Raw genomic sequence first — 13400 nt, 5'->3', positions numbered from 1 at the left:
CAAATAGTTGCATCTCGGTCCTTAACTCATCAGCCGTAACCCGTAACCCGTTAGTTCATCATCAGCCATGCGTGCCGGGGATTTCATTTCCGCTCTTCACCCATTAACTATGCCCAGCATAAGATGCTTTATAGTCGATAGTGTATGTTGAAAGGAGCGTCATCCCTATGCTTACTGGCGTCAGGATCGTGTTCCTGGGCGGGGACGCGAGACAGCTTGAAGTGATTCGGAAATGTGTGGAATTGGATGCGACGGTAAGCGCTGCCGGGTTCGATAAGTGGGAGACCCCTAGCCCAGGGGTGAGCCTGGAACAATTGACGGTAGAGCTGCTGAGTAATGCAGATGTATTAGTGTTGCCTACGGTAGGCTGTGATGATGAAGGAAATATTAGTGCTCTATTTTCTTCTGAGCGTTTAACGATTCTGGAGGAGCATTTCACTGCGCTGCCATCCGATTGTTTAGTGTATACCGGTATGGCTAAAAGTTACTTGCGCGGGATGTGTACCAAGCACTCACTGAAGTTAATCGAACTGCTTAATCGTGATGATGTGGCTATTTACAACTCTATCCCGACAGCGGAGGGAGCGCTGGTAATGGCCATTCAGAACACGGATTTTACAATTCACAGCTCGAAGTCAATGGTGCTGGGTTTAGGTAGAACTGGATTTACAATGGCTCGAAGTCTACAGGGACTGGGGGCCAGTGTAAAGGTTGGTGTCAGAAAACAAGAACATTATGCACGTGCTGAGGAAATGGGCTGGAAGCCTTTTATGACCAATGAGCTGCTGCTTCACGTACCCGATGTGGATCTTATATTTAACACGATACCAAGTATGATCATCACCGCACAGGTGCTCTCGCGGCTTGCGCCGCATTGCGTAATTATTGATCTGGCATCTGCACCAGGCGGCTGTGACTTTCGTTATGCTGAGAAACGTGGGATTAAGGCGATGCTGGCTCCAGGACTCCCTGGCATTGTAGCTCCAAAAAGCGCTGGGATTATTATGGCAAATGCGCTGGTACAGTCGATTTCGGACGAGGCTTTAATCAAGGGGGACGAATAAAATGGATTGGCACGGAAAAACAGTAGGGTATGCGATCACTGGATCTCATTGCACTTTTGCTGAGGTAATGCCACAAATTCAGCGCTTCGTAGACGGGGGAGCAAACGTAGTACCTATAGTTTCTGCCTCTGTACTAGGAACAGACACCCGCTTTGGGACATCGCAAAATTGGTTAAAACAGTTGAAAGATATAACAGGGAATGATATCATTTCTACAATTGTTGAAGCGGAGCCGCTGGGTCCTTCCAAGCTGCTGGATGTGCTGACAATAGCACCTTGCACAGGAAATACAACGAGTAAACTGGCTAATGCCATGACGGATAGTCCCGTGCTAATGGCAGCTAAATCACAGATGCGCAACGGACGTCCACTAGTTCTAGCGATATCTACAAATGATGGATTGGGCCTAAATGCCGCAAATATTGCTAAGCTTCTGGTGGCTAAACATATTTATTTTGTACCATTCGGTCAAGATAACCCTGAGGGTAAACCTAACTCGCTCGTGGCACGCATGGATCTTATCCCGGAAGCTTGCTATGCCGCTTTGCAAGGTAAACAACTACAGCCGATGATCATCGAACGGTTTCATTCAGCATAGAAAATTGACAGAGTTCGGCTGATTTTGTTGTGGACAATAAAAGGGGAGATGCACCAAATGAGCAATGAGAAATGCCAAGATAACGTAGTGGAACCAGCTAAGTTCATTGCTATCAAAAAAATATAAGCAGTATTGCTACCGTCCTCAGGTTCGAGGGCGGTACAGCCATTTAACAACTTACTTAACGAATAAGCTCACGTACCGTAATCTTTTCACGAATGATTAGTGTGTTTGCTTTGATAATAATGGGGGAATTATACATGGGTATTCTGGTACAAAAATTCGGAGGAACATCGCTATCCACACCGCAAGCTAGAGAACACGTAATCCGCAATGTCAAAAGGGAGCTGGCAAGTGGCTATAGTCTTGTAATTGTTGTATCGGCTATGGGCCGTCGTGGAGAGCCTTACGCAACTGACACTTTGCTGGATTGGGCTGTGCAGAACGGAGATGCACTTCCAGACCGGGAAAAAGATCTCTTGATGTGCTGTGGCGAAATTATTTCAGCTACTACTCTATGTGGGCTGCTGGAGAATGAAGGCATCGCTTCTACAGTGTTAACGGGAGCTCAGGCAGGATTTCTGACAGATAGCAACTACGGTAATGCCAGAATTCTGGATGTGCGTCCGGAACGCATTCTCCGTGAGCTGCGTGAGGATAAGGTAGTTATTGTTACCGGGTTCCAGGGCCAGACTGAGGCGGGTGATTTGACAACTTTAGGCCGTGGCGGCAGTGATACCTCTGCTACAGCACTGGGTGCTGCTCTTCATGCTGATATGGTGGATATTTATACGGATGTTAACGGAATTCTTACAGCAGATCCACGGATCGTTGAAGATGCTAAGCCATTAACTTACGTTAGTTATACTGAAATTTGCAATATGGCTCATCAGGGAGCGAAAGTCATTCATCCACGTGCGGTTGAGATTGCTATGCAGGCACAGATCCCAGTTCGTGTTCGTTCAACCTTTTCAGAAGCTGAAGGTACGTTGGTTACGAATCCAGAAGGATTTAACGATATCCAAGCAGGGGGAATTGTGGATCGATTCGTTACAGGGATTGCTTATGTCAGTAATGTTACACAGATTTCTGTGGAATGCCCGGACGGTAACGGAACCGGAGTGCAGCTGCAAATCTTTAAGAGTATGGCAGATAACGGAATAAGCGTTGATTTTATTAATGTAACACCTACGGAAGCTCTTTATACGGTTTTTGATGACAAATCAGAGAAGGCTATTTCTGCTCTACAGCAGCTGGGTTTGCGACCTAAGAGTTTGTCGGGTTGTGCCAAAGTTTCTGTTATCGGGGGCGGAATTAATGGTGTGCCTGGTATTATGGCGCGCATTGTTGAGGCGCTTAGCTCGCAAAACATTCAAATACTACAATCCGCGGATTCGAATACAACGATATGGGTGCTTGTGAAAAAAGAAGATATGGTGCAGTCCCTGCGTTCGCTGCATGCTATGTTTGAATTGCACCGCTGACAAGGAGGAATTCAAAGTGGATTTCGGAAGATTAATAACAGCCATGGTAACCCCTTTTGATGGGGATGGAGAAATCAACTGGGATGTAACTTCACAGCTTGTCGATTATTTAATTGAGGTACAGAAATCAGAAGCTTTGGTTGTCTGCGGAACGACAGGGGAATCGCCTACATTAAGCGATGAGGAAAAGCTGCAGCTGTTTTCTTTTGTGCTGGAAAAGGCGAATGGACGTTGTAAAGTTATTGCTGGAACTGGCAGCAATAACACGAAACATTCCATTCAGCTGACGAAGGAAGCGGAGAAAATAGGCGTAGATGGAGTGCTTTTGGTCGTTCCTTATTATAATAAACCGAATCAGGAAGGTCTTTATCAGCATTTTTCCACGATTGCTTCAGAGACTTCATTACCAGTGATTCTATATAATGTTCCAGGTCGAACAGGTGTAAGTATGAGCGTGGCCACTACCCTGCGGCTTGCTGAGATTCCGAACATCGTTGCTACGAAAGAATGCGCGTCTGTAGATCAGGTAACACTTATTGCCTCTGATTGTTCAGATGATTTCCGTGTATATACGGGTGATGATGCCTCAGGTCTTGCCAGTCTGGCTGTCGGTGGATACGGAATTATAAGTGTATCTAGCCATGTGGTTGGTGCGCAGATGTCAGAAATGATTTACGCTTATACCTCCGGCAATGTTCAGCTTGCTGGAGAGATTCATCGCCAGCTGTTCCCGATTTTTAAAGGAATGTTTGAATGCCCACAACCGCTGCCCAATCCTTCAGCTGTAAAATATGCTTTAGGACTCAAGGGGATCCCTGTGGGCGGAGTCAGATTGCCGCTTATTTCGCCAACGGAAGCGGAAGCGGCTTTTATTGAAGCACTATTTCACTAAGAATTAATCATTGCTGATGTACGTTCTAAACCGGCTACTCTATTGAGGGAGCCGGTTTTTTCATTTATATTTTTTTTCTGAAATATTGAGGCGAATTTAAGGAAAGAATTTGGATACGAGGCGGATGACTTGTCTTTTGCCAAAAAAATCATGTATAATGATCTTAAGTGACTGGGTGCGGTTAAAATTAAATATGCGGTAATCTTCCGTCAATGTAATACATTGTGAGACAGGATAGGTCCCAAGATGAGTCTGTTTAAATAAATGACATGTCTTCGCGCGAGGGGCGCGACGGTGAATTTTGACGGCGTTTGTCCGCTTCAATATGAACTTTACTGCCCGGAATCGGGAGCTTTCGCATTGCGCATTTTACAGATTTCAGGAATTTCCTCGTCGATTGGAAGTTATTGGCTGTTTGAAAGAAATGTGTTCAGCGCCGCTGAAATAATCGAAGTTCGATATTTACCAATAAAAGTATGACGTCCAACATCATAGGAGGGTTAGATTCATTTGTCCAAAAAAAACAACAACGATAAATTGACGATTTTCGCATTGGGCGGAGTCGGAGAAATCGGGAAAAACATGTATGTTATTCAATACGGAGCTGACATTGTAGTCGTGGATTCGGGACTCAAGTTTCCGGAAGAGGATATGCTCGGTATTGACATCGTAATTCCTGACATCTCGTATTTGACAGAGAACCGTGACAAGGTAAGAGGTATTGTGCTTACTCACGGACACGAGGATCACATCGGTGGTCTGCCTTATGTCCTGAAGAATTTGAATGTTCCAGTCTATGGAACAAGATTGACTTTAGGTCTTGTAGAGAACAAATTGAAGGAAGCGAACCTGCTGGGTGACACCAAACGGATTCTGATCAACGAAGATTCAGAAATTCAATTGGGGAACTCACTTAAGGTAACTTTCTTTAGAACCAACCACAGTATTCCTGATTCCGTGGGTGTATGCATTGAGACTCCGGAAGGAAATGTTGTTCATACGGGCGATTTCAAATTTGACCACACCCCAGTCAACGGTCAATTTGCAAATCTGCATCGGATGGCAGAGATTGGCCAAAAGGGCGTACTTGCTCTTTTGTCAGATAGTACGAATGCTGAGAAACCAGGCTTTACCCCATCTGAGAAGAATGTCGGTATTGTGCTGGAAGACATTTTCCGCAAGGCTGAGCAACGTGTCGTTGTAGCAACTTTTGCTTCCAATGTGCACCGTATTCAACAAGTGGTTAATGCAGCAGAATCTACGGGTCGTAAGATTACAGTAATTGGCCGTAGTATGGTCAACGTTGTATCCATCGCTTCAGAGCTTGGATATTTGAACGTACCTGACGGAATGCTTATCGAACCGGAAGAAATGAATAGAATGGCAGCAAATCGTGTAGTTGTTCTTTGCACAGGCAGCCAAGGCGAGCCAATGTCTGCATTGACACGTATGGCACGTTCTAGTCATCGCAAAGTAGATATCCTGCCAGGCGATACCGTTATTATTGCGGCAACACCTGTGCCAGGTAATGAGAAGTATGTAGGCCGTACTATCGATGAATTGTTCCGTCTTGGTGCTAATGTGATTTACAGCGGTTCCAACTCCGGCGTTCACGTATCCGGTCACGGTAGTCAAGAAGAACTTAAGCTTATGCTTAACCTGATGAAACCGAAATTCTTCATTCCGATCCACGGTGAATACCGCATGCAGCGCAAACATGCTTTGCTGGCAGAATCGGTTGGCGTAGAGCCACAGAACATTTTCATCACTGAAATCGGTGAAATTGTTGAAATCCAGGGCGGTGCCGCTCGTAAGGCTGGCAAAGTAACAGCTGGTAACGTATTGATTGACGGACTAGGTGTAGGCGATGTTGGTAACATTGTATTGCGTGACCGTAAGTTGCTGTCTCAAGATGGTATCTTGGTTGTCGTGGTTACACTTAGCAAGCAGAATGGTGCAATTGTTTCTGGACCTGACATCATTTCACGTGGTTTTGTTTATGTTCGGGAGTCCGAAGGGCTGCTCGACGAGGCTAACCGAATTGTATCCAGTACATTGCAACGCCTGATGAGTGAAAAAGTAAATGAGTGGGCTTCCCTTAAAACAAGCGTAAAAGATTCGCTGGGCCGTTTCTTATATGAACAAACGCGCCGCAGACCGATGATTTTGCCAATTATCATGGAAGTGTAAGGAGAGTTTCTCCTTCAATGAATATATAGCTAGGGCTGAGCCCCTTTTCCCCGGAAATATTGGACGGTTTCCACGGGAGAAGGGGTTTTTGTATGTTCATAAGCTGAAAATTGCATAATGCAGCACCCTGAAACGTCATACTAAGGATTGTTAGTAAGGCAACAGCAGACTAGAGCTGCATATAACAAGGGAGAGCTGCGAAGATGAATTACATCGAAGGATCAAATGGAGCAAAAAATGAGGAAGTTGTCCCAGGAGAAACTAATCCGAATCCTAATGAAAATATGCCGCCCACTACAATGGGAGCGATTAAGGAGCTTGGACAAACAGTAGTCCCAAGTGGAGAGCCTGATATTTTTTGCTTAACGATTATTGGTCAGATTGAAGGACATATTGTTATGCCTCCACAGAACAAAACAACAAAGTATGAGCATATCATTCCGCAGCTGGTGGCAGCTGAGCAGAATAAAAACATCAAAGGCCTGCTTATCATTTTAAATACGGTAGGTGGAGATGTAGAAGCGGGATTAGCAATTGCGGAAATGATTGCATCCCTCTCCAAGCCAACGGTAACCGTAGTCATTGGAGGCGGGCACAGCATCGGGGTGCCGATTGCAGTTTCCTCCACTTATTCGATTATTGCTGAAAGTGCAACGATGACGATTCATCCGATTCGAATGAATGGTTTAGTGATCGGAGTGCCGCAAACTTTCGAGTATATGGAGAAAATGCAGGAACGTGTCGTTAAATTTGTGACTTCCCATTCGCGTATTTCTGAAGAACAGTTCCGTGATCTCATGTTTAAGACAGGTGAGCTCAATCGTGATATCGGGACGGCTGTGGGGGGCTTGGATGCCGTTAAATATGGTCTGATGGATGAGGTCGGCGGGATCGGAGCGGCACTTGCGCATCTTAACCGAATGATCGGCGGGGATTTCTCAGCATCGACTCCAGGAGGGATTACGCAATGACACTGTACACAGTAGTTGCAATGGAACAGGTGTGGGAGGGGGCATTTAACAATTATGCCGCAACCCGAGAAGTTAGTGTGCAGGGCATGCTGATGCAGGTTGAACCGATGGAGGAAGGACGTGCGCGGATTGTGAGATTATTGGATTGTCCGCTGAACCGTTATCTAGATCCGGCGTTCTCTCCAGGTTCGATAATTACATTAACATAAAGATTCATTTTCTGACAAAAGAGAACATAGGTACGCCACGCCATTATATGGTATAATGTTGTTCCGGGGGTGGCTGGCGTGGCTAAACGAAAAAAGAAGAAGAAAAAAGCGCTGCTCGGCAGCGTTTTAAAATATGAAATATATGGAATTTTATTAATAACTATTTCCGTCATTGCACTGTCTGGTGAAGCAGCCGTAGGGCGCTCACTTTCAAGTATGGCGGGTTACTTATTAGGGAGATTTTATTTTGTGTTGCCGCTTATCGGCATTTTTTATGGACTTATGGTGATGATCCATCGAAGATGGCCTTCCTCGTGGAACAGCAGGCATACTGGCGTGCTTCTGCTTCTATTGTCTATGTGCCTTATGAGCACAATATCTGCAATGGAGCAGAAGCTTGGCCCGTTGTCTTTGTTACATCCTGGCAATGTAATGACACAAATACATAATGATCTTTCGGGATCACTTTCACCTGGCTCGAACGAAAGCAATGTCTATATGCTGGGTAAGGATATAAGCGGAGGGTACATCGGCGGGTTGGAGTATGCAGCGCTGTTATGGCTTTTTGGTAGTCTGGGCGCTAAGCTGCTTATGATCGTCATGCTGGCGATCAGCTTTATGCTAATTACCAACTTGTCCTATGTGGAGATTTTTACGCTTTTGCGAGTGCGCTTGGTTAAGTTTGTGGAGGGAATTCGTCTCCATGCTGCAAACCGTCCGAAGGCGGTTCCCGTAGCGGCCAGACCTTCTAGAGCCGCTGCTCCAGCTAAGGCTCGGCAGGTGAAGCAGCCTGTCTATGATGACGAGGAGGAAGAAGACGAAGACGATCGGTATTTGCCTAATCGCAAACAACCTGTCCTTATGAAAAAAATATCTGGCTGGTTCTCAGGCTCCACGCGTTCACAGGTGGAAGCAGATTCTGAGGATGACGATCAGGGTCCAATTGTGACAAGTGCTTCAACCGGTCCGATTATTTCGGGATTAACTCCAGATAGTCATGTAATTCCATTAGACGATATCGATCATGATTTTGATGATGCGGATCTGGATATTGAACCTGTGACGCCTATTATTCGTGACTTCTTTGAACATATCCGTTCAGAAGGGTTAAACGAAGAAGACCGGGAAGAGTGGAGTGAATTCTCACCCGCAGCTCGTGGTGAAGCAGCTAAACCTGCTGTAGCCGGACCTAATGCCGTTAAGCAGCAGCCTACGGATGAGTCTGAGGAGAATGTAAGCATAGACTTGGAAGGCCTGCTAGGTGCTTCTCCAGATGGAGAGATTATTCCTGCTCCTCCAGCACCACCGCCACCGAAGCCATATAAGCTGCCATCGTTCCGTCTTCTAGCCAAACCTAACAATGGTGGCAAAGCTGGAGATCAGAATGATTATATGCAGACAGCCCGTAAGTTAGAAGCAACACTTGAAAGCTTTGGGGTACGGGCTAAGGTGCTGGAGGTAGTAAGAGGCCCAGCGGTTACGAGGTATGAGATACAACCGGATATTGGGGTTAAGGTTAGCCGTATTGTAAATCTGACGGATGACATTGCCCTTGCACTTGCAGCCAAAGACATTCGGATGGAAGCGCCGATTCCGGGTAAATCTGCAATTGGGATAGAAGTTCCGAACTCTGAGGTGTCTATTGTTACCATGCGCGAAGTTATGGAAACACAGATTTTTCAGGAGGCTGAATCCAGATTATCGATTGCTTTTGGCCGTGATATTTCCGGCCAGACCATTATTGGCAATCTGGCTAAGATGCCCCATTTATTGGTGGCCGGTGCAACTGGCTCCGGTAAATCTGTCTGCATCAACGGGATTATAACAAGCATCTTATACAAAGCTAAACCTGATGAAGTTAAATTCCTCATGGTCGATCCTAAGATGGTAGAGCTGAATGTGTACAATGGAATTCCCCATCTTTTGGCTCCGGTTGTCACAGATCCAAAGCGGGCTAGCCTAGCTTTGAAGAAGATTGTTGTGGAAATGGAGAAGCGTTATGAGCTATTCTCCAAATCGGGAACACGGAATATGGAAGGTTATAATAAGCTAATGGCTGAGAATCCAGCGGCAATTCTCCCGTATATCGTTGTTATTGTGGACGAGCTTGCGGATTTGATGATGGTTGCAGCCAATGATGTCGAGGATGCAATTTGCCGACTTGCACAAATGGCGCGGGCGGCTGGAATTCATTTAATTATCGCTACACAACGCCCTTCAGTAGATGTAATCACAGGTTTAATTAAAGCTAATATTCCGTCCCGGATCGCTTTTGGCGTATCGTCCAATGTGGATTCACGTACCATTTTGGATATGCCCGGTGCAGAGAAGCTGTTAGGCCGAGGTGATATGTTGTTCTTGCCAATGGGCGCATCTAAACCTATTCGTGTACAGGGAGCTTTTATGAGCGACCAAGAAGTAGAGACTATTGTTCAATATGTCAGCAGTCAAGGTGAAGCCGAATACGATGAGTCCATCGTTCCTGAAGTGGATGATACAATCACAGAGGATCAGGAGCCGCAGGATGAATTATACGAGCAGGCCGTACAAATTGTGCTGGAGGCTAAACAGGCTTCAGTGTCGCTGCTACAGCGTCGTATGCGTGTCGGTTATACCCGTGCAGCCCGGTTGATTGACTCTATGGAGGCTCGTGGAGTCATCGGTCCTTACGAGGGCAGCAAGCCGCGTGAGGTGCTGGTGTCACTTGAGCAATATCAGCATAACAAGATCAGCTCCTAAGCTGGACAAGCCCGTCGAAACCTTCAATAGACAGTAAAAGAGATGGCCACTTTATGAAGTGGACCATCTCTTTTTTGTATCCTGAGTACTTATTTGACTCTTGGTGCAGCAAGCAAAGCTTCAACAATATAATCCAGTTGCACATTTAGAGAATAGATATCACTGTAATAACCTAATCCAAAATCAATTTCCATCAAACGGCCTTCTTTCACGGCAGGGATATTGTTCCAAATTGGGTTTTGGGTCAGATCAGCCATACCATCATAAGAGGAGCGGAAGATATAGTCACCGCTGTATTTGCCAAGGACTTCAAAGGATACGGATTCGCCATCTGCACCAGTCGCCGTATCTATTTTCTGTTGAATGATTTCCGGCGCCTTCATGCCTAAATATTCATAAATGATTTGCGAACCACGTCCGAATTGTTTGCTTGCCACAACAGCCATACTGTTGTCTTTTCCACCTTCCATGATGGATATTGTGTGATCCAGAATACCAGCTTCTTGCAGCTTTTGTTTGCTGTCTTCAACTTTTTTATGGAAATCAGTAAATAATTCTTTTGCTTGATCTTCTTTGCCTACGACTTGTCCAATAAAGGACACCCGTTCTTCTGTTGACATTTTTTCATACGGAACTAACACTGTTGGTGCAATTTGGTGGAGGGCTTCATAAGTTTCCTCTGACGGCACGATGATAAGATCAGGATTTAGAGCAAGGATTGCTTCAGGGCTAGCCTCAAACCAGGTGCCAAGCTTTTGCACATCTTTTAGCTCATCTTCAAATGCAGCACCCTCGGATACATCGGATACACCTATAGGTTTAATGCCTAGAGCCAGTACATCACCGAGCAAATAAAGAACTACGACTCTTTGTGGACTAGTGGGAACGGCAATGTCTCCTTTAACTGTGGAAATTATCCGGGTTTGTGCTTCGACAGCAGCTTTATCTGTATTTGCTCCTGTACTTGTTTCTGCTGAGGGGGTTGGTGTCCCATTGCTTGACGCATTTGAATTTGTGGTTCCCGTGGAACAAGCGCTTAACACTATGGTAAAGCATAATAACAGGGTGAGCAGTAATGATGGTTTGGCATTTCTAAACATTGGTAATTCCCCTTCTCCGTTATATTGATAATGATTATCATAATCAATATAACGGAGAGGTTGTGTTCGGGCAATGTCAATTTGTGCACCTTGGGATGGCATATCACGCCAACTGGGTTGGGTGATCAATTTATTTTTGTATCGGACAGGGGAGGTTCCGTAATATTTTTTGAACATTTTTCCTAGATAATAGCCATCAGGATAACCTACTGCAATTGCGATGTCATGCAAGCTCGCCTCAGTGTTCAGGAGCAGTATTTTCGATTTTTCCATGCGGATGCTGATTAAGTACTGAGCAGGGCTAGTCTGCAGCCGTGTTCTGAATAATCTGGATAATGTTCTAGGGCTGCTGTTTACCGCTTTAGCTAATTTTTCAAGAGAGAAGATTTCCTTATAATAAGTCTGCATATAGCGAATTGCTTGATCTAGCGGATCAGGTTGTATTAACTGTGTTTCCAGCGTATGCAGCTGCCTAAGCAGCTCATAAATCCATTGATAAAACAGTGTTTTAACATGCAGCCGATCCAAAAGACCTGTTTTGCCCCAATCAGTAAACATGTTCTCCATCTTATCAAATAAGGGCAGTGGACTAGTAGGCGTAAATCCATATTGAAGATTAAAGGGATTATTGTGTTCCATAATTGCTTTTAGATTGTTGCGTGAGGCGAGTGAAAGGTTTGCTTTATATAAAATTAAGTAATACTCCAGTAGTTCCTCCGTGCGTAAAAATTGAATGTTCATTCCTTTTCCACCATGAAGGATATGAAAGTTGCCGATCTCGTGCGGGACCTCGTCAATCAGTATTTCGGCCTTGCCGTTTATGATCAATAAGAATGCGCTTGAGGGCAGCTGATAATGTGAATTCAGATCACTTGATCGTTGAAAAGTATGGCGTATATCAATAATTTCTATTAATGCGTGGTTCCACAATAAAATGTGGTCCTTTAAATTCATGATTAATATCAACTCCAACGTTTTCTTATTTCGATTATAGTTGATAATTATTCTCAATTACAATGAAACGCTATTACTTCTTTTTTAGTAATGCATAGGATGTCCTGACAGTCGTCATAATAACTTTAGCCATCCATGCAGAACTCACAAAAGAAAGGTAGAGCGAACCCCTATGAAGAAACATAAGTTGTGGATCTTTGCTTCTTTAACCCTTGCACTTGCTGCCGCGCCGTTTGCAGGAATGCTGCTCCAGGGTAATGGCATACTACAGACCAAGCAAAGTGCTGCTGCGTCATTTGTCCATGAACTAAATCATCCTGAAGAAGAGGCCTTGCCTGCCTTCAGCACGACTCCGATTAAACTCGGTTCTTCTGGTCAGGATGTTTATGAGTTGCAAGGACGTTTAAAACATCTGGGCTTTTATGAAGGGAAAATAGACAGTCAGTTTGGTCCGAAAACGAAAAATTCAGTAACGTGGTTTCAATGGAAGTTTGGAATGAAGTCTGATGGCATCGTAGGCGCTAAGACTAAGCTGAAATTGTATAACGCAACTAAGAACTGGAAGCCAACAGAGTCGGCTTCAGCAACCGGAAATAATACAGCAAACAACAACACCGGTAACAAAACAAATACAACCAATAATTCGGATTCAGCGTCTCTGTCTTCAGGGAATACGATGGGATTATCAGAAAATGATCTCAAAATTATGGCTAATGCCGTCTATGGTGAGTCAAGAGGTGAACCTTTCGAAGGACAAGTTGCTGTTGCTGCAGTAATCTTGAACCGGGTAAAATCTCCGAGCTTTCCAAATACGCCGTCTGGCGTTATTTTTCAGCCGGGAGCTTTTACAGCTGTAGCTGACGGGCAGATTTATTTGGAGCCAAATGAGCAGGCACGAAAAGCAGTGCAGCAAGCGCTGAATGGCTGGGATCCTTCGGGTGGATGTTTGTATTATTTCAACCCTAAAACGGCGACCTCCAAATGGATTTGGACTCGTCCACAGGTCAAGACTATCGGCCAGCATATTTTCTGTATGTAGATAAGTAAAGAAGTAAATCCAGAGAGCAACCGGGAAGAGGCATCCGGTTGCTTCCTTACTTTGGAATGGTTTAGAATGGTTATTAATTCATAAACATGTTAATGAGCAACTATCCACGCGGTAAAGGAGTTTTGGACTTGACTAATAATGTATTTCAGCA

The 13400-nt window shown here is 44.9% G+C and carries 10 protein-coding genes; 9 read left to right on the top strand and 1 reads right to left on the bottom strand.

The window, feature by feature from the left end; genetic code table 11:
- The first annotated feature begins 167 nt into the window (after window positions 1–167).
- From dpsA to NYE58_RS22545, 8 genes are all read left to right on the top strand, one after another.
- A complete protein-coding gene (gene dpsA / locus NYE58_RS22580; RefSeq protein WP_076127855.1) occupies window positions 168–1064 on the top strand; it encodes a dipicolinate synthase subunit DpsA in 897 nt (298 codons plus the stop codon).
- A 1-nt stretch (window position 1065) separates the two neighbouring features.
- Window positions 1066–1662 carry a dipicolinate synthase subunit B gene (locus tag NYE58_RS22575; RefSeq protein WP_036688443.1) on the top strand — a complete coding sequence of 199 codons (597 nt, stop codon included), beginning with the start codon at window positions 1066–1068 and terminating at the stop codon, window positions 1660–1662.
- A 260-nt stretch (window positions 1663–1922) separates the two neighbouring features.
- Window positions 1923–3146, top strand: a complete 1224-nt coding sequence (gene dapG, locus NYE58_RS22570) for an aspartate kinase (protein WP_036688442.1) — start codon at window positions 1923–1925, stop codon at window positions 3144–3146.
- 16 nt (window positions 3147–3162) lie between these two features.
- Complete coding sequence (gene dapA, locus NYE58_RS22565) at window positions 3163–4038, top strand: 4-hydroxy-tetrahydrodipicolinate synthase (protein WP_340010494.1); 876 nt, start codon at window positions 3163–3165, stop codon at window positions 4036–4038.
- Window positions 4039–4548: 510 nt separating this feature from the next.
- On the top strand, window positions 4549–6228 hold the full coding sequence (locus tag NYE58_RS22560; protein WP_076127859.1) for a ribonuclease J: 1680 nt from the start codon (window positions 4549–4551) through the stop codon (window positions 6226–6228).
- A gap of 203 nt (window positions 6229–6431) precedes the next feature.
- Entirely contained in the window at window positions 6432–7199 is a 768-nt protein-coding gene (locus NYE58_RS22555) for a ClpP family protease (protein WP_076136428.1), read from the top strand.
- Window positions 7196–7408 carry a YlzJ-like family protein gene (locus NYE58_RS22550; protein WP_076127863.1) on the top strand — a complete coding sequence of 71 codons (213 nt, stop codon included), beginning with the start codon at window positions 7196–7198 and terminating at the stop codon, window positions 7406–7408. Before NYE58_RS22555 ends, NYE58_RS22550 begins: the two co-directional genes overlap by 4 nt.
- Before the next feature lie 78 nt (window positions 7409–7486).
- Entirely contained in the window at window positions 7487–10147 is a 2661-nt protein-coding gene (locus NYE58_RS22545; RefSeq protein ID WP_076276219.1) for an FtsK/SpoIIIE family DNA translocase, read from the top strand.
- Between the two features lie 89 nt (window positions 10148–10236).
- On the opposite strand, the gene NYE58_RS22540 is transcribed toward NYE58_RS22545, so the two are convergent.
- Window positions 10237–12201, bottom strand: a complete 1965-nt coding sequence (locus NYE58_RS22540) for an AraC family transcriptional regulator (protein ID WP_076276220.1) — start codon at window positions 12199–12201, stop codon at window positions 10237–10239.
- A gap of 172 nt (window positions 12202–12373) precedes the next feature.
- Here NYE58_RS22540 and sleB point away from each other — a divergent pair, with 172 nt between their 5' ends.
- The gene (gene sleB / locus NYE58_RS22535) at window positions 12374–13240 is read left to right on the top strand and encodes a spore cortex-lytic enzyme (protein ID WP_076127869.1); all 867 of its coding nucleotides are present in this window, start codon (window positions 12374–12376) and stop codon (window positions 13238–13240) included.
- Window positions 13241–13400 lie beyond the last annotated feature (160 nt).

It is taken from the genome of Paenibacillus sp. FSL L8-0708 (assembly GCF_038009325.1).
GTDB classification, from domain to species: domain Bacteria; phylum Bacillota; class Bacilli; order Paenibacillales; family Paenibacillaceae; genus Paenibacillus_AQ; species Paenibacillus_AQ odorifer.
This window is presented reverse-complemented; position numbering and strand designations above follow the sequence as displayed.

Excerpts from the sequence above, each read along its gene's own strand:
- NYE58_RS22550 (WP_076127863.1), top strand. The coding sequence starts at position 7,196 with ATGACACTGTACACAGTAGTTGCAATGGAACAGGTGTGGGAGGGGGCA.
- dpsA (WP_076127855.1), top strand. The coding sequence starts at position 168 with ATGCTTACTGGCGTCAGGATCGTGTTCCTGGGCGGGGACGCGAGACAG.
- NYE58_RS22575 (WP_036688443.1), top strand. The coding sequence starts at position 1,066 with ATGGATTGGCACGGAAAAACAGTAGGGTATGCGATCACTGGATCTCAT.
- NYE58_RS22555 (WP_076136428.1), top strand. The coding sequence starts at position 6,432 with ATGAATTACATCGAAGGATCAAATGGAGCAAAAAATGAGGAAGTTGTC.
- sleB (WP_076127869.1), top strand. The coding sequence starts at position 12,374 with ATGAAGAAACATAAGTTGTGGATCTTTGCTTCTTTAACCCTTGCACTT.
- NYE58_RS22540 (WP_076276220.1), bottom strand. The coding sequence starts at position 12,201 with ATGAATTTAAAGGACCACATTTTATTGTGGAACCACGCATTAATAGAA.
- dapG (WP_036688442.1), top strand. The coding sequence starts at position 1,923 with ATGGGTATTCTGGTACAAAAATTCGGAGGAACATCGCTATCCACACCG.